Genomic DNA, 15,541 nt, shown 5'->3' with positions numbered 1-15,541 from the left:
ATTCTTGCCTCCATTAAAATAGTTTTTTTAGACTTCAAACAAGGATTACTGAGTCGCATTGATTTTTTTTGACATTCTCCTGCCATATCTCGGTTTTGAATTGAAGCAGCTTATCCAGCCCTGCATTGGCGGAGTTCGTTTTGGCCGTCTCCAGGGCCGACAGCACATCGGCATCGGACTTCCCATAGACCATCTGGGCAAAAGCAACAGTATAAATATCACGGACATTTTGAGCAATGATGCCGATTTCTGTGTCCGGAACCGGGTCGGTATTCACAAATTCCGTAAGGTCCAGAGAGGTTTTCCAGGTTACCGTAGACTGAGCCACCGTCTCCCACGACTTCTGATTTTTGGAGAGCAAAGTCTCCAGTCTCATTTTTGCCGTATCAATAAACGTCGTATTTCCCGCCCAGTTAAAGTCCTCGAATTTTCTCATTTTCTCCGTACGCTCATTGGCAGGAGTCGTCTTGTATTTCTCGTTCGGAATCGGCGCTCCATCCGCATCCTCTTCATCCCAGTACAAGCCTTTCGGACCGAAGAAAAGGACCTTCTGTCCCTCCGGACCGGTAATCCAATCAAAATAAGCGAAGATGGCTTCCGGGTCTTTCGCATTGGTCGTGATCACGTTAACGTTCCAACCAAGCGTTTCGAAACCGCTTACAAAAACTTTATTTTTATCTAATCCGGCTTTATGAATCGGCCAAATGATCTCATACCCGCTATCCGGATGGTTTGCCGTCAGCGCTCGATGCCCCTCGGCTCCGTAGGTCGTAATGTTGGATTCGATCATGACCGCTACCCGGCCGGTATTCACCTTTTCTTTTACCGCGTCCTGGGTTTGCTGCAGCGCGTCCTGCGTAATCAGGCGTTCGCGAAACAGCTTGTTGATATACAGCATCATTTCCTTAAAGGCAGGATCATCATAGATGGACACCAGTTTATCGCCTTCGGGATATCCCATGAGCGAAATGAATTTGCTGGTGGAATTCTCTTTGAAACCGCCATACATAATTTCAAGGCCTGCTCCCTTCTCCCCAACTTCCAGAGGCACCACATCCGGATATTTGTCCCGAACCTGCAATAAATATTGATATAAGTCATCGAAGGTTTCCAGCGCCGGTCTGCCGAGCGCATTATAAATATCCTTATTCACCATCCAACCGCCGTTGCCGAATTGCCCCGATGTATACCAGTTCGGGATTTGATAGATTTTCCCGTCCTCGGAGCGAAGAAGATTCAGGGTGGATGCTTTGACATATTTCTTGAAGTTCGGATACTTCTCATAGTAAGCATCCAGCGCCACGAGTTTTCCCGCCTTCACCAGCCGCTCCACCGTAGCCCCGCGGTCGGTAAAGATGACGTCCGGCAGATCGTTGCTGACGATCATCGTGTTGAATTTCTCCGTAGCCGCCCCTCCGGATTGCACCGGTTCAACAGTCACCTTGCGGTTTTCCTGGATCCACTTCGTTGCCTCGTTCTCTGCCCAAGGCGCTGTCGTAAGCCAGTCGTAGTGCCCATAGAAACTGAAGGTAACAGGCTTGATTCCGCTGCCATCATCGGCGACTGCCCCTGCGTCCGGCGTTCCCCCGTTATTTTCCTGCGATGCGTCCGGTTTGCCGTCCCCGCCGCAAGCGCTCAGAAAAACGAGTACGGAGACAAACAGAAGCGATGCCCATCTTATACGTTTACGCATTCTTTTTCCTTCTTTCTATTAGAATATGAAGTCTTCTATTCTTTTAACGATCCGATCAATACACCTTTAACAAAATACTTTTGGAGAAAGGGGTACGTCAAGATAATAGGGATCGTAGCGATCATCATCGTGGCCATGGTCAACGACTTCGTCGTAATCGTTCGATTCCGGTTCATGAGGTGCGAATGACGATCATGTTATAAACGCTAATGATGCCGGGTATAACCAGGACCCAAAAGGTGTCGACCATACCGAGAGAACGGATGAGCATGTAGGTTGGAATCAACCCGCCGCTAAAAAAACATCGTTACGATAAAGAACACCATGTATTGTTTTCGATACAACAACGCTTTTTTTGACATCCCATAGGCCAAGAGAGCCGTAAAAAATAATGACAGCACAGTGCCGCACAAAGTTCTAAGGATGGTGACCCCAAAGGAGTTCAATAGACGGTTATCCTGGAACACAATGTAATAGTTCTCCAGCGTAAAGACCCTTGACCAGAAGGTTACGCCGCCAAGCGCGTATCGCTTCCTTGATTAAAGGAAATGACAAGCGAGTTCCAAAACGGGTAGAGCATGATAACCGCCAGTAACGACAACAGGATATAAATGGTCCGCTGGAGGATTTTAATCCTTCACGCAAAAAAAAGCTCATTCCTACTCATAACGGAATAGCGTTATTTAGAGTATAAATTTCAAGCATTTGTGTGCGTACAAACTAAATGACCAAATCTTTGTATGGGTATTACATGGGTTATATGTGTTATTGGTTGAATGATGGGCACTGGGTAGCCCCCCAAAGAAAAAAAACTTGATAGGCACGAAGCCAATCAAGGTTGATTTTATAACAACTATATTTTCTTTTCATCTCTTATTAAAGAGTCAACTTTATCAGTTTTCATTGACCAGTAATCCTCTAAAATTTCCTTCACTGAAGTCATTTTGTTAAGTTTGAACAGTTTGAGAAATCCGGCCAATGAATCTTGGGCAACTATTAAGAATTCCTCTTGTTGGAAAACTAACTTTATTCCGATATCAATCTCAACCATCCAATTATCGCCATTATTTCGCCAAGATGCTACATCCTTCAAAATGAGTATATCCTCTAAGCCCGTACCCACATATATTAATTTACAATCGGGGTTTGGTGTTGTAACATGTTCGATTTTTAATTTAGGATACTCTTCACCATCTGATGCATTGATAGGAATATTTTTTACGCTTATCTTCCTATCAGGGATTTCAATGACAAAATTGAGTGCAAATTCTCCAACTTCGTCGATATACAGATTCATCGATGAAGCACCTTTTATACTTCTTAGTATATCAATTTGCTCTTCAGTTATATCATTTTTTTATAACGTGCTGCACCTTATCCCTCCTTTTTATGGTATGAAGTGAATTTTTTGCTGTTTGAAAGTACTACCTCCATTAATATCTACAGCAGGAGTACCGTCAGAATGTGAAACAGATCTAAATGTTATTACTGTCCCGTCCTCCATAATCCTAAGAACTTTACCATCGCTAAGATCTTTTTCAGTCTTAAAGCCTTGAGTTTTTTCTTCAAAAAATTCCCGAGCGGCCTTATCTCCTCCTGCTAGATTTCTTACTTTTGTACTTCCACTTTGACCGACTGTTCCATAATATCCATTTTCATTGGGAGTAAACTTTGCAGAGTTGCCCATCCCCTCAACCTTCTTAGGAGGCCCACCTCCGTCACCACCTGAATCAGGCTTCAACGCATGTCTGCCCCTGACCCCAACCCTGCCAAGTACGACACTCCCTGCTAACAGGGCCCCCTGTTGACCTACATAGTTCGCTACGCTACCCGCTTCGTTGACTTTCTCATTATACTCTTCTCGGGTGTCGCCGACATCGAAAAGCATTTTCCCTCCCCCAAACCGCCGTGTCGACGACTTCCTCAACGGTTCCAATTGTGGCATTGTACAGCATCTGGCCGCCAGTCCCTAATGGGTCTTCTATTAGCGATTCTACTGTATCGGTAACTGATTCAGCCAAAATCTTACCGCCGGATTTCACGCCTTCCCAAAGCTCTTCCGCATGGTCCTGCCATGTTTTGGGCTCATCTTCCCTCTCGCCAAGAAGTACAGGAAATAACTCTTCGTCTAGAAGTTTAAATTTAATAGCAATTTTCTTTAATTCTTCACTAATGACCTGCATGTGTTCAACTGTTAAGGTCATCTCGCTGCGGGCTCTTTGAAAATCTTCAAAAAACCGCTGCCGTGTTGTTCCCTCCCAAACCAACATCGTAGAGATTTGCTGATTCAGCAGGTTCAGGGTCCATTCCAATTGCATTGACGCTGTATGGAACTCATTCGCCACTCGGAGCAGTTGCTCCGGTGGAACAAGGATCTTGGACATAAAATAACCTCTCCGTTATTTGCTATCCTGATTTTATAGGTTTACAATTAACTGGAAAAGGTTCCAGGGTCCTTCATTTGTTGTTTTGATTCATTCTTGGTGTGGGCTGTTTGGTTAAAAGTTACTATTTCTAAGGATAATCAATGTGGATTTATGAATGATTAGAGGGAGGCTATAAAAGCAGTATCGCAGCATTATCGGTTCGCTCTTGCCTTTTTTTAAAATGATGCGGTCGATTTTACATTTTAATCCTAGCTCCCGTGGGGTGAGACTTTTCTTTGCCATCAATTGGGCGGATTTCGACATTTCAATCCACGCACCCACGTGGGGTGCGACAACGATCTACCCTTGCGATATATGTTATTTATTATTTTCTTTAATATCGTTTGGGAATCAAAATACATCTGAAGAAATGGAAGAAAACACTCATGGGAGACTGTTCATATGAATACAGACTTTGCATTTGTATGTGCTACTGACAATCACACTATGCTTTCTTGGTTTTGGCGACCATCCCTGCAACTATTATAAGCAACAAAATCACGTCTAAAGCAATTGCAAAATAATAAAAAAATGGCTGGGGTTTTGCAGGTGATTGCTATAAGAACAGCGATCACAAGAAGCCCAATATTTTCTTTGTTTAATTTATTGAATTTATATTTGATAATTCGAAAAATCACTATACTGAAAATAAAAACAATCATTAATACTCCTATAATCGTTAATAGCATGGCCATCACCCTTTCTTAATAAAACATCTTATATTTTAACATTTCTGGGATTGAATAAAAGGCATAATAGCAATGATCAACATTGCTATTATGCCTTTTTTATAATAATAAATATGAAAGCTTCTACATACATATAAGCATCAGCAATATCATCTTTAGCATCATTGAATGCATCAATTACGTGCGCTGCTATGGCACCAACAATAGTCTCCCACGTAATTAAAGCCGTGCCTGTTGCAATCATAATAGATCGATGTTGGTAACGTAATCATCAACGCTATCCTCGAATGAATCTACCGCAGTTTTAGCACTATAAAAAAAAGAATGATTACGGGATACAGTTCCCGAGGTATGAGATCCAGCCGGCCCCATATAAAGAGCTCCTAAATTAAATTTCACATCACTATAAGTTCCAAATGTATAAGTCTTCAAATCACGAGTACTGTAATAATGACTCATAGTAGGAAAACCACCGCTGTCATTAAGTACACTAAAATCTGAATTGTCATTCAGCAGCTCACCATTATCTTTATACACTTTATTATCTCTTATTGTATAGGAATCCGTTTCCGTAGAATCTGCAAATTTTTCTCGATATTCTTTGATGCCTGCAAATTCAGACTCAAGTTCGTAGTCATTATAATTTGTAACAGTAAAATGTGTTTCAAATTCCATGTCCCCCATAATACCCCATTCACTCCAATACAGCCACCAACAATCTATCCGTCATTGATTTTGGATAATGCAAAAAGCTTAATTCTCTCTCATGTTCAAGTTGGAATAAGCTTTTGAAAGTCTATCAAGTATTCGTAACCTATTTAATGCTGGGTTTGTTGTTTTTATTGATCTTCAGCCTCATGATGTCCAACAAAACCTCCCCCTTATTACCAACGATCTATGAAGAGCAGACTCTAAAATCCCTCATTCTATTCCTTGGCTCTTAACCTAGTTCATCCATCTTGCAAACCTTCCCGCAGAGCTAAAGAACCCCCCTGCCTCCTGCCTTACTTATCATACAACCTCCCCCATCTCTCCAGCCGCTTCCGCATAAGCTCCCGGTATGACTTCGGCTCCAGGATCTCGGCTTCCGGGCCATACTGGCACACCCAGTTCAAAAACTCCCGATCATGGTTCAGCGTCACCTCAAACAGCAGGCTGCCATCGGGCAGGTCGATCATTCTCGGCCGTACAAACATCTCCTCTTCCTTAATATAACGGGCTACGTCCGGCGAGAACTTCACCTTGAAGTGAATCTGCTCCCTGCCGCGTTCGATGGACCAAGTATTTCTCATGTAGCTTTTCACGTTAAAGTCTCCCCGGTCAAAATCGCGCTCGGTAATCTCGAGTTTACGGAAGCGGCTTAACCGAAAGGTTCGTATATCTTGAGCCTGATGGCAGAAGCCGATCAGATAAAACCGCTGCTCCCGCGGAACGAGATAATAAGGGTCGATCTCACGTTCCGTCAACTCGTTGCGGCTCTGGGTGTAATAGATGGCGGATAGTGTTTTTTGGTTTAAGATGGCTTCGATCACCGGCAGCAAATAATTGGGCGAATCCTCTCGGTAAGCAGGCGATCCCATCTGGATGATATCCGTAATGTTCTGCAGGATATCCTGATCCCGGCGTTTCTCCCGGAAATATGCCGCCATCACCTTGTCATATGCACTATCAAAGCCCTCAGGCATGTTATGGGGATCCACAAGGGAAGGCAGCATGGAAAACACCAAGGCTTCCTGTGGCGTCCAGTTGAGAGGATACATGACAAAATCTCCCGCAAACGTATATCCCTTCCCGTGACCTTCATTGGTTATCGGGACCAGCAAATCAAGCGATCTTAAATCCCGGTAAATCGTCCTAACGTCGGTGTCGCAGTGTTGCGCCAGCTCCGGGGCTTTAATCCCTGGCCTGGCTTGAATGGCATAGATGATTTTGAACCATCGAAACAGCTTGTCTGACATAGGCCTCTTTTCCTGGTTAAACTAAAAAAACGTTCACTATAATAATTCGTCAGCCCCATAAAAACCCCTCCTTGGAACTACCGGATTATGTTTTTATGTATACAAGTTTCTGTTTGCATGTTATGACTGCAAAAAGGTAGGGCTCTTGCCATCCGGTATATAAAAAAAAACCGCCCGTATCACGATTTGTGACAGCAGGCGGTCGATTGAACACACTTCAATTAAATACGGGCCGTAAATATAGGCCGTGGATTGCATACATGAATGGTCAGCAGGCATTCCGTCCAGACTTCAGAGAAAGGCTTCATCGCACGCCGACCAAATACATCGTAACGATCCCCCACAGAAAGTTCACGAACAGATGCAGCAGGATGGCGCCATATATATTTTTGCGGAGCTTGACCAAGATTTCCTCCGGGATGAACAGGGCTATCGGAATGTACGCCCAATTGATTGGTATTTGCCACATATGGTATATCTGGAAAATGATCGCGATCCACAGCCAGTCGAGTCTGAGGCGTCCCACCTTGCGCAGCAGATAACCGCGGAAGTAGACTTCCTCGCCGATAAAGTTGCCAATCAGGCCAATCAGAAACAGCGGCCATGGAAAGTTCGGATCGTAATAATCATGATTAAAAACATGCCATTCTCCCATATGGAAAGCCGGGAATCCGTTCAGCCATTCGTGAAGCGGCGGATACACATATTTCACATAAGGTAGCGTAATGAGCGTGAACAAGACCGTCAAGATCGGTAAGACGATCAGCAGTCCTTTCAGATCAAGTCTGTGAAATCCGAGGTATATAAGCGATTCCTTGAATGTTAGTCCGTCCTTGAAGCGCAGCATCAGGAACGGAACGACTAAATGCCAACCGCTGGCCATGATAGTGAGCGCCAGTAACTGTACATACGTGGCCGACAAGCCGGTCCATTCCATGATCGGCTCGCGAAGCGGGTAGACGAAAATGTACGCGAGCAGGCCGGGCAACAGACCGAGGAACAGGTAGAAGGCGATTTGCTTTTTCGTTTTGGCTTCATACTTACGTATAAAACGAACGTAGTTTGGATCCGACAGATTGAAAAAATTAGCGAATTTACGGTAAACCGCAGACATGACGTAATCCCTCCATTTAGCTCAAAGCAAGCGTTGATTTTTTGGTACGCTCCCTTGATCATAGCGGACTTTGCCGCCGGAGGAATCCGTATTCCCCGTCGAGTTTGGACTTGCTCACGCATTATTTTTTACGTGATCACGCAAATGAAAAGCCCGGTTGCCCGGACTGACATCAGAATATGAATTGGCCTCCAACCTCATCGACGATTCCATCCAACTCTCAAACGGAAACGGATCATGCTCGCGCATCATAAGCCCGTACTCCAACTGCTCGAACACCTGGATGCAAGAGCATCGTATACGCGGTCCGTCTCTAGGGTAAGCAGCCGCCGCTAGGCATAGCCTCTGTCCGGTCATGCGCGTGGGCCCCGACATTGGGGACAACTGTCGATATATCATTAAGCCAAACGTTACAAATACTTGTTCATATTCCAAAAGTGAGCCCTCGAGTATCCTTCTCCAATTTTATGACACCTGTCATGCTGCCTGGCATGACGCCCGTGTCTACCTTTCATTCCTCCCAAATTTTAAACTTGATATGAAATAAGCTTTAGACGTATCGGGAGGAGTATAATCATGAAGAAAACATCCAATGAACGGATCCGGCTGCTGGATATCCTGCGGGGATTCGCGATTATGGGCACGCTCGGCACAAACATCTGGTTGTTCGCCCATCTTGGCAATACCGACTATCTTTTTACCTACGCGCATAATGACTGGTGGGCGTCCGCGGATGTACTGATCCGCTACGTGACTCTGTTTTTGGTCAACGGCAAGTTGCTCGGCTTGCTGACCATTCTGTTCGGAGCGGGATTGGAAATCCAGTTCAACAGGGCGCAGATCAAGCAAAAGCGCTGGCCCGGCCCATATCTCTGGACCGCTCTGTTTTTGATGCTTGAGGGACTGCTGCATTACACCCTCGTCCTTGAATATGATATTTTGATGAGTTATGCACTCACAGCCCTCGTGGTCGCCTTCGTCGTAAAAAGGGGTGACCGTGCCATCAAACGAACCATGTGGATCACCGGTACAATTCATGGTATGCTCGTTTTGCTGCTATTCCTTTCCAGCCTGAGCCTGTACTTTGGCGGGGGCAGCATGTCTCTGAACAACGGCAGCTTAGAGGCCCTGTACGGCAGCGGAACGTGGCTCGAGCAGGTTGCATTCCGGCTCGAGAACTTCGGCTTTTTCCGTATGGAAGCGATATTTGTACTGTCGCTCAATATTTTTCTGTTCCTTGCCGGGGTACGCCTCATGCGGGCGGGAGCCTTTCATCCGGATGAGCGGGGCCGAGCGATCCGGAAACGGATGCTGAAGATCGGTCTGGGGGTAGGCATACCGCTTAACCTGCTGCTGTTCGTGCCGGGCGGATGGTTTGATTTTCCGCTGCGCTATCTTTTTTGCCCCGGTTATGGCAATCGGTTATATCGCTCTCCTGGCCAAGCTGACGGAACGGTTCAACCGGTGGCTGATTTGGCCGGTGCTGGAACGGGTCGGAAAAATGGCGCTCAGCTGTTACGTGCTGCAAAATGTGCTCGCTTCCGTTATTTTTTACGGGTGGGGATTCGGTTTAGGCGGATCGGTCGGGTCGTTTGGCACCGTTGCCGCCTGGCTGCTCATCTGCCTGAGCCTCATGCTCTTTACAAGTATCTGGCTGAGCCTGTTTAAGCAAGGACCGCTCGAAGCGTCACGTAAATTTATCGTTCGGCGGCTGTCCGCCAAAGAGAGGAATCATGATTCAAAAACTATATCCACCTGATCAAATAGAACGTTATTTGGCCATTGATATCGTCATGTTGGTATTTCTCGCTTACCTGACGGTGCTGAAAAACCAGCCGCTCGGATGGGGGGCAGCCATCGCCCTTTATTTGTTGATGCTCGTCTCCTTTTACATTGCATTGTGGAAGCGGGGCTGGCTGCTTGTGTTTGCCGCCTGGGCAGGCTTTGGGGTCGTAACGGTTTACTGCATTTTTTTATAAAGATTGGATGGTATTATTCGGCTTCCTTTATGCCGATATGCTCGGCCGGGCTCGTACGATCAAGCTGATGGGAGCCGGCATGGCGGGCATCGCCGCCATGTTCCTAGTCTCGTATGCGGTGCTGCACGGAGAGCTGCATTCTTTTTTCCTGTCATCGATGATGCCGTTCCTTATTCTGCAGCTGCTTACGCCTTATATTATCCGTACGGTGGAGAATTCCCGTAAACTGTCCTCCAAGCTAAACGCCGCCAACCGCAAGCTCGAACGGTACATTCAAGAGGAGGAACGGAACCGGATCGCGCGGGACCTTCATGATACGCTGGGCCAAACCCTAACGATGATCAAGATGAAAAGCGAGCTGGCTTCCCGGCTGGTCGACAAAGATACGGCCCGGGCGCGCTCCGAGATCGAAGAGATCAAAACCAGCGCCCGCCAAGCGCTGCATCAGGTCCGCGAGTTGGTGACGTCCATTCGTCATGTGCCGCTACAGGAGGAACTCATACATGCTCGGAATTTGCTCTCTTCTGCCGGCATTGCGCTGGAAAGCGGACGGTTTCAAGGACCTCCGCCCCTCCCGGGAGCGGCAGAGACGATGCTTGCCCTTTCCCTTCGCGAAGCGGTAACGAACATTGTCAAACATAGCGGCGCAGACCGATGCAGCATCAGTGACCATTACGATGAAGGCATCTACAGCCTTACGGTTCAGGACAACGGCAACGGCATTACGCCCGAGCCATCGGAAGGCTTTGGCCTGCCCTCCATGCAAGAGCGGATGCGTCAGGTTCAGGGGCAGGCTCGTATTGTACCGTCCCCCTCCGGGGGGACCTTGGTGAAGCTGAGCATCCCGGTTCGGCTTACAGGCCCTGGTCTAAAGCGCGCATGAGCACTGAGCCTTCGATTCCGCAATCATCGTCCAGATGAAGGAGGTAACCGCATTGATTCGTATTGTTATAGCAGAAGACCAGCACATGCTGCGGGGCGCTTTCGCTTCCCTGCTGCAGCTGGAGGATGATATCGAGATTGTCGCACAGGTATCCGACGGCCATGAGGCGCTCAGCATGATTGAAGCCTGCAAGCCTGACCTGTGCTTGCTGGATATTGAAATGCCCGGACTCACCGGACTGGAGGTGGCCGCTGCCATAAGACGGGGTGGATTGACCTGCAAAATCATGATCGTTACCACTTTTGCAAGACCCGGCTATTTGCAGCAAGCGATGAGCGCAGCGGTCGATGCTTATCTTTTGAAAGACGAGCCGATCGAGTTTCTGGTCGAGGCGATTCGAAAGGTAATGCAAGGCAAACGGGTGGTCAGTCCCTATCTGGCCGATTCGTTGTTTGCCCATGAGGACAATCCGCTGACCGAACGCGAGCAGGAAGTGCTGCGGATGGCGGCGGAAGGGGATTCAACCCGCGTTATTGCGGGCAAGCTCTATCTGACGACGGGAACGGTACGGAATTATTTGTCCTCCGCCATCCAGAAACTTGAAGTGGAAACCAGACACCACGCCATAAGCAAAGCTCGCGACCGGGGCTGGATCTGAAAGAACAGGGATAAACCAAAAGGCTCCGTCATCCACTCAAAGGACGACGGAGCTTTTTTTTCGCGATAAACAAAGCCGTGTTTCTATACCTTAGATTTTCTTATATTTAAAGAAAAGTAATTAACGTCTTCAAGACCCAATCCGTACTCCGGGGGCCTGTTCTTGCTATATAAAGGAAGGAAATTCCAGGAAGATACCGTTACTTTCTAGGCAATGGGCTTCATATCTTTGTTGCGTATCGCCCGGTAATACCGATTAAGAAGTTCGTCAAGGGCCATCGATTGTTTAAGGACTTTAGGGTGCAGCAATCCATACTGATTCCCCAGCTGATGCAGCAACTGCCTCGACTCTTCTATTCGATGCCGCATGACATCGGTTTGCATCATTGCTCCCACCCCCTTCTGTAATATTTTAGAACATAATGTAAAAATATAGATTTATATTTGTATTGCATACTTTTCATAGATTGGGTGGATAGGGGCTGAAGTTTTTTCTTGCGATATAGAATTTCATCAGCTCCGCTGATAACTTATAAATTCTATATCTACAAGAAAAGGGCGCTCCCTATGACGGGAACGCCCTTCATGAACTGCCTCGAACTGACTTACTCAATAAACCCTGATCATTTCACGGGGCCTACAATATCAAGAATCAAAGTCCTCCGACGCCATGAGTAAATGGTTTGATGATAACGGGACTTGAATCAGAAGCAGAAGCACTTACTGGAACAGCAATGGACATTACGATACTAAATGTAGCCAACAGCAGAGCGATTTTTCTTTTCATTTCATCTGCACCTCGCTAATTAATATTTTATATCTATGTTGTTCTTCATTGGATGCCACATGCCTGAAAAGCTCAAACAATCTTACGCACTTGAGGATCGAATCTTCATTATGGATTTCAATGGCAAAAGCCAAGCTATCTAATAACAACTTTACACCTTCCTCATGCCTCTGTCTATCCAAAAAATAGGAGGATAGCTCGGTCAGAAAATGCGTATACCGGTCGGCTGCGACTTGATGGGTATACGTTCCGGAATCCGCCTTGTTTACGGCATAAAGAGAAATTTGTTGTTCAAACTTGTGCAGGATGCCGTCAACGTTAAAATCGAAACGGTTAGCGGCTTGGAGAATTTTGATCAGCGCCGGAATAATCTCGCTTTCTCTTGATTCGATATAAGCTACATATTCCGGCAGCACTTCAACATGCCCCATCATGAGCCGGTATAAATACGTATTTGCAGCAGCCCACATCTTAAACTGTTCCATAATGCGGCGTGCTTCTTCCGTGTCCTCCTTGACCCAACTCATATCGGAATATAAGGAGACATACCGCAAAGCCTCCTCATAATCGCCGCGTTCGTCGCAAACGGCCGAACGCAGCAAGTAGGAATAGGAGATGTATGAAAATAAAGGAAGTTTGGGCTGCTTATGCAGTTCATGCCTTTTTGCTTTCTCATATCTATAGGTGTACTGAATCTTTGCCTTTCGTCCCATCTCTTCAGCCAGTTCATCGACTTTTCTCCAATGCCGAAGAGAAGAGTACGTATTTGCCAAGTCTTTTAATGCATCGAGTTGATCCATTTCATCCAGCCGTTCAATAAAGCCCTCGAATTTGGCGGCGGCCCGGAGGTTTTGCTCCTGGTCCTGACCCATTGCGATCGAAAAAAGCCGATAATGGCAAAGGGCCAGCCGCTCGGAATGCTGGTATTTCTCGCTTTCGGCCACGCATTCATAAATGACGGCCGCAGCTTTGTGTTTGCCCTGTTGGTATAAATCCTCGGCGGTATCGAAAAGCGCCGGAACGTAAGAGAGATTGTCCATCATCAGCCGAACAACTTTCTCTATGCATTCCAGCTTGTCCAATTCGGCACAACGGTACAAAAATGGCCGAAAACGTCTCCAATTGGGGGAATGAATAAAACATTCATCCACATAGAGCTCATAAAGGCTGCCTTCCGGAAGTCCCATGGCGGACGTAATCCGGTCTAACTGTTGCATGGCAATGGGCCGGTTTCGCTTAATGATGGCACTGATCGTGCCCGAATTGACCTCCGAATTCTCGGCAAAGCGGTTAATCGTTAAGCCGGTCCTTCTCAAATAGCTTTCCAGTTCTGATCGTATCGTGGTTGTATGTATCAAAGCAAACAACCTCCAATAAGACATTCACACTCGGAACATCCATAATTTAGTATGAGAATTTATTAAAAGTAATAGTATATTTAATTATTACACCTGTCAATTACGCCTGGGTCCGGGCGATCATACAAACGCCACCGCATTGCGGCGAATCTCTTCTGCAATTGCCGGATGGATTTCAATATATTTACAGTTTACTACACAATCCATTTATAAACAATAATAGGATTCGACTGGTAACCAAACCCATCACGTTGTCAAAAGCTTACTTAATCCCCTTCTCTATATCGATGATCCGTATTCTTCCAAAAAAAAAGAGCGCCAGCAGCATCTGGCGCCCTTTCCTTCAAGCAAAGCCAATCCTTTCACCCCATCCTCACCGCTGCCCGCACCCTGGCAGCAATCTCCTCCACCGCCATCCGGACATGCTCCGCTTGCGTAACCGCAGAAATGACAGCCGCGCCGTCGGCGCCGGCTCGGATCGCTTCCTCCGCGCGCCCTGCCGTAATCCCGCCAATGGCGACCATCGGGAGCTCGATCCCTGAACGGCGCATCTCATGAAGAATCGCGGGGCCTTGCGCTGCTTTGGCATCGCTCTTGGAGAAGGTGGGATAAATCGGACCGATGCCGAGATAATCGGCACCATGATGGATGGCGCGGCGGGCTTCGTCCACCGTATGGGCGGATACGCCAAGGATACGGTTTCCAATCCGCCCGCGCACGGATTCGGCGGATTCGTCGTCCTGGCCGATATGCACGCCGTCGGCGTCCAGCTCAAGGGCGAGCTCCACATCATCGTTTACGATGAACGGCACGCGGGCGCGGCGGCACATGCCCTGAAGCTCGCGGGCTAGCGAGAGTTTCGCTTCATCCCGCAATGCCCCCTCTCCCTTCTCGCGGAACTGGAACATCGTCGCTCCGCCCGCCAATGCCTCGATCAGCACCCGTTCGGGCTCTTCCCTGCAATTGGTGCTGCCCATCACCAGGTACATCCGCAAGTATTCACGCATCCTGGCGGGAGTAATCCTGCCGCTCATCGGAGCACTTCCTGACGGCGGCCGTAAGCCCAATGGTTGGTTGGGCCATGCCCGTGTCCCAGATACAGGCCGTCTTCGATCGCCGCCTGGATGAACGCTCTTCCCTCGGTTATGGCTTCGATTGCGGATAGCCCTTTTGCCAACCCGGCGGCAATCGCAGCGGAGAACGTGCATCCGGTTCCGTGCGTATGGGCGGTCAGCACCCGTTTGCCCGTCAGCTCCTTGAAGTCCTTGCCGTCATACACCAGGTCGACGATCTGTCCGCTTCTTTCCTTTCCAAACGAACGCCCGGTACTGCCCTTGCCCGAGGAACTTTCGCTGCCTCCCGCGCTATTGCCGTACGCGTTCTCTCCGCCGGAATTACGGTTCTTCCCGTCTTCGCCGATTTCGTTAAGCCTGCCGCCAATTCCGCGAGGCCCCCCACTTTCGGCGACCCCGCCTTCCTCGTCATGGCCTCCCTTGATCACGACCGTTTTCGGCCCCAGTTCGAGGATACGCTTTGCGGCTTCCCGGCGATCATGCATGGAACGGATGTGCATGCCGGACAAAACTTCCGCTTCCGGAATGTTCGGGGTAACGATCTGCGCCAAGGGCAGCAGTTCCTCTCTCAAGGCCTGCACCGCTTCAGGCCGCAGCAGCTCCGCGCCTCCCTTGGCGATCATCACGGGATCGACGACAACCTTTTCCCAGCCGAAATTCCGGATCTGTTCCGCGGCGGTACGGATGATTTCCGCGCTAAACAGCATGCCGGTTTTCAACGCATCCACTCCAAGATCCGAGCCGACGGCCTCGATCTGCTCCGTCGTCGCCTCCGGGGGCAGCGGATAGACCCCGCGCACGCCGAGCGTATTCTGGACCGTTATTGCGGTAATGGCCGACATGCCGTATACGCCAAGCTCCTGGAACGTTTTTGAGATCCGCTTGGATGCCGGCGCCGCCGCCGCTGTCCGAGCCCGCAATCGT

At 48.0% G+C, this 15,541-nt stretch carries 17 protein-coding genes and 1 pseudogene; 4 read left to right on the top strand and 14 right to left on the bottom strand.

What is annotated here, in order from left to right:
• Positions 1-34 precede the first annotated feature (34 nt).
• The 9 genes and pseudogenes from XI25_RS08155 to XI25_RS36150 all read right to left on the bottom strand — a co-directional run bounded on the left by XI25_RS08155 (position 35) and on the right by XI25_RS36150 (position 8,918).
• A complete protein-coding gene (locus XI25_RS08155) occupies positions 35-1,693 on the bottom strand; it encodes an extracellular solute-binding protein (RefSeq protein WP_046678141.1) in 1,659 nt (552 codons plus the stop codon).
• 35 nt (positions 1,694-1,728) lie between these two features.
• A pseudogene (locus XI25_RS34350) lies at positions 1,729-2,327 on the bottom strand (carbohydrate ABC transporter permease).
• Between the two features lie 219 nt (positions 2,328-2,546).
• A complete protein-coding gene (locus tag XI25_RS08150) occupies positions 2,547-2,990 on the bottom strand; it encodes a hypothetical protein (protein WP_046678140.1) in 444 nt (147 codons plus the stop codon).
• A gap of 90 nt (positions 2,991-3,080) precedes the next feature.
• Positions 3,081-3,581: a hypothetical protein gene (locus XI25_RS33660; RefSeq protein ID WP_046678139.1), complete on the bottom strand. Its 501-nt coding sequence runs from the start codon at positions 3,579-3,581 to the stop codon at positions 3,081-3,083.
• On the bottom strand, positions 3,544-4,077 hold the full coding sequence (locus XI25_RS31180; protein WP_052759516.1) for a WXG100 family type VII secretion target: 534 nt from the start codon (positions 4,075-4,077) through the stop codon (positions 3,544-3,546). The genes XI25_RS33660 and XI25_RS31180 overlap by 38 nt, the downstream gene beginning before the upstream one ends.
• A 971-nt stretch (positions 4,078-5,048) precedes the next feature.
• Positions 5,049-5,483 (bottom strand): hypothetical protein, encoded by a 435-nt coding sequence (locus XI25_RS08130; RefSeq protein ID WP_152669094.1) that lies wholly within the window; start codon positions 5,481-5,483, stop codon positions 5,049-5,051.
• A gap of 329 nt (positions 5,484-5,812) precedes the next feature.
• Entirely contained in the window at positions 5,813-6,766 is a 954-nt protein-coding gene (locus XI25_RS08125; RefSeq protein WP_046678136.1) for a helix-turn-helix transcriptional regulator, read from the bottom strand.
• A gap of 304 nt (positions 6,767-7,070) precedes the next feature.
• Positions 7,071-7,880 (bottom strand): CPBP family intramembrane glutamic endopeptidase, encoded by an 810-nt coding sequence (locus tag XI25_RS08120; RefSeq protein ID WP_046678135.1) that lies wholly within the window; start codon positions 7,878-7,880, stop codon positions 7,071-7,073.
• Positions 7,881-8,384: 504 nt separating this feature from the next.
• A complete protein-coding gene (locus XI25_RS36150; protein ID WP_327204742.1) occupies positions 8,385-8,918 on the bottom strand; it encodes a hypothetical protein in 534 nt (177 codons plus the stop codon).
• A gap of 373 nt (positions 8,919-9,291) precedes the next feature.
• On the opposite strand from XI25_RS36150, the gene XI25_RS36145 reads away from it, so the two are divergent.
• From XI25_RS36145 to XI25_RS08105, 4 genes are read left to right on the top strand one after another with little or no spacing between them, the layout of a single operon-like run.
• Positions 9,292-9,639, top strand: a complete 348-nt coding sequence (locus XI25_RS36145; RefSeq protein WP_327204751.1) for a DUF418 domain-containing protein — start codon at positions 9,292-9,294, stop codon at positions 9,637-9,639.
• Positions 9,614-9,859 (top strand): hypothetical protein, encoded by a 246-nt coding sequence (locus XI25_RS31175; protein WP_052759515.1) that lies wholly within the window; start codon positions 9,614-9,616, stop codon positions 9,857-9,859. Before XI25_RS36145 ends, XI25_RS31175 begins: the two co-directional genes overlap by 26 nt.
• A gap of 7 nt (positions 9,860-9,866) precedes the next feature.
• Positions 9,867-10,742 (top strand): sensor histidine kinase, encoded by an 876-nt coding sequence (locus XI25_RS08110; protein WP_052759514.1) that lies wholly within the window; start codon positions 9,867-9,869, stop codon positions 10,740-10,742.
• A 52-nt stretch (positions 10,743-10,794) separates the two neighbouring features.
• Positions 10,795-11,400 (top strand): response regulator transcription factor, encoded by a 606-nt coding sequence (locus XI25_RS08105; protein ID WP_046678134.1) that lies wholly within the window; start codon positions 10,795-10,797, stop codon positions 11,398-11,400.
• A gap of 206 nt (positions 11,401-11,606) precedes the next feature.
• Here XI25_RS08105 and XI25_RS08100 read toward each other — a convergent pair whose 3' ends face one another.
• The 5 genes from XI25_RS08100 to XI25_RS08085 all read right to left on the bottom strand — a co-directional run bounded on the left by XI25_RS08100 (position 11,607) and on the right by XI25_RS08085 (position 15,537).
• Complete coding sequence (locus XI25_RS08100; protein WP_046678133.1) at positions 11,607-11,786, bottom strand: aspartyl-phosphate phosphatase Spo0E family protein; 180 nt, start codon at positions 11,784-11,786, stop codon at positions 11,607-11,609.
• 265 nt (positions 11,787-12,051) lie between these two features.
• The gene (locus tag XI25_RS35715) at positions 12,052-12,186 is read right to left on the bottom strand and encodes a hypothetical protein (protein ID WP_268794479.1); all 135 of its coding nucleotides are present in this window, start codon (positions 12,184-12,186) and stop codon (positions 12,052-12,054) included.
• The gene (locus XI25_RS08095) at positions 12,183-13,544 is read right to left on the bottom strand and encodes a transcriptional regulator (protein WP_152669093.1); all 1,362 of its coding nucleotides are present in this window, start codon (positions 13,542-13,544) and stop codon (positions 12,183-12,185) included. The genes XI25_RS35715 and XI25_RS08095 overlap by 4 nt, the downstream gene beginning before the upstream one ends.
• A gap of 362 nt (positions 13,545-13,906) precedes the next feature.
• Positions 13,907-14,578, bottom strand: a complete 672-nt coding sequence (gene thiE, locus XI25_RS08090; RefSeq protein WP_046678132.1) for a thiamine phosphate synthase — start codon at positions 14,576-14,578, stop codon at positions 13,907-13,909.
• On the bottom strand, positions 14,575-15,537 hold the full coding sequence (locus tag XI25_RS08085) for a hydroxymethylpyrimidine/phosphomethylpyrimidine kinase (protein WP_235439746.1): 963 nt from the start codon (positions 15,535-15,537) through the stop codon (positions 14,575-14,577). Before XI25_RS08085 ends, thiE begins: the two co-directional genes overlap by 4 nt.
• Positions 15,538-15,541: the final 4 nt, after the last annotated feature.

Source organism: Paenibacillus sp. DMB20, from assembly GCF_000987955.1.
GTDB lineage: Bacteria > Bacillota > Bacilli > Paenibacillales > Paenibacillaceae > Paenibacillus_AQ.
Note: the sequence above shows the minus strand (reverse complement) of the source record. Positions and strands in the feature narration are given on the sequence as shown.

What these genes read in the sequence shown, in the direction of transcription:
- XI25_RS31180 (WP_052759516.1), bottom strand. Translation starts at nt 4,077, where the DNA reads ATGTCCAAGATCCTTGTTCCACCGGAGCAACTGCTCCGAGTGGCGAAT.
- XI25_RS08125 (WP_046678136.1), bottom strand. Translation starts at nt 6,766, where the DNA reads ATGTCAGACAAGCTGTTTCGATGGTTCAAAATCATCTATGCCATTCAA.
- XI25_RS08150 (WP_046678140.1), bottom strand. Translation starts at nt 2,990, where the DNA reads ATGAATCTGTATATCGACGAAGTTGGAGAATTTGCACTCAATTTTGTC.
- XI25_RS08130 (WP_152669094.1), bottom strand. Translation starts at nt 5,483, where the DNA reads ATGGAATTTGAAACACATTTTACTGTTACAAATTATAATGACTACGAA.
- XI25_RS08100 (WP_046678133.1), bottom strand. Translation starts at nt 11,786, where the DNA reads ATGATGCAAACCGATGTCATGCGGCATCGAATAGAAGAGTCGAGGCAG.
- XI25_RS08110 (WP_052759514.1), top strand. Translation starts at nt 9,867, where the DNA reads ATGGTATTATTCGGCTTCCTTTATGCCGATATGCTCGGCCGGGCTCGT.
- XI25_RS36145 (WP_327204751.1), top strand. Translation starts at nt 9,292, where the DNA reads ATGGCAATCGGTTATATCGCTCTCCTGGCCAAGCTGACGGAACGGTTC.
- XI25_RS33660 (WP_046678139.1), bottom strand. Translation starts at nt 3,581, where the DNA reads ATGCTTTTCGATGTCGGCGACACCCGAGAAGAGTATAATGAGAAAGTC.
- XI25_RS36150 (WP_327204742.1), bottom strand. Translation starts at nt 8,918, where the DNA reads ATGAATTGTACCGGTGATCCACATGGTTCGTTTGATGGCACGGTCACC.
- thiE (WP_046678132.1), bottom strand. Translation starts at nt 14,578, where the DNA reads ATGAGCGGCAGGATTACTCCCGCCAGGATGCGTGAATACTTGCGGATG.
- XI25_RS08120 (WP_046678135.1), bottom strand. Translation starts at nt 7,880, where the DNA reads ATGTCTGCGGTTTACCGTAAATTCGCTAATTTTTTCAATCTGTCGGAT.
- XI25_RS35715 (WP_268794479.1), bottom strand. Translation starts at nt 12,186, where the DNA reads ATGAAAAGAAAAATCGCTCTGCTGTTGGCTACATTTAGTATCGTAATG.
- XI25_RS31175 (WP_052759515.1), top strand. Translation starts at nt 9,614, where the DNA reads ATGATTCAAAAACTATATCCACCTGATCAAATAGAACGTTATTTGGCC.
- XI25_RS08155 (WP_046678141.1), bottom strand. Translation starts at nt 1,693, where the DNA reads ATGCGTAAACGTATAAGATGGGCATCGCTTCTGTTTGTCTCCGTACTC.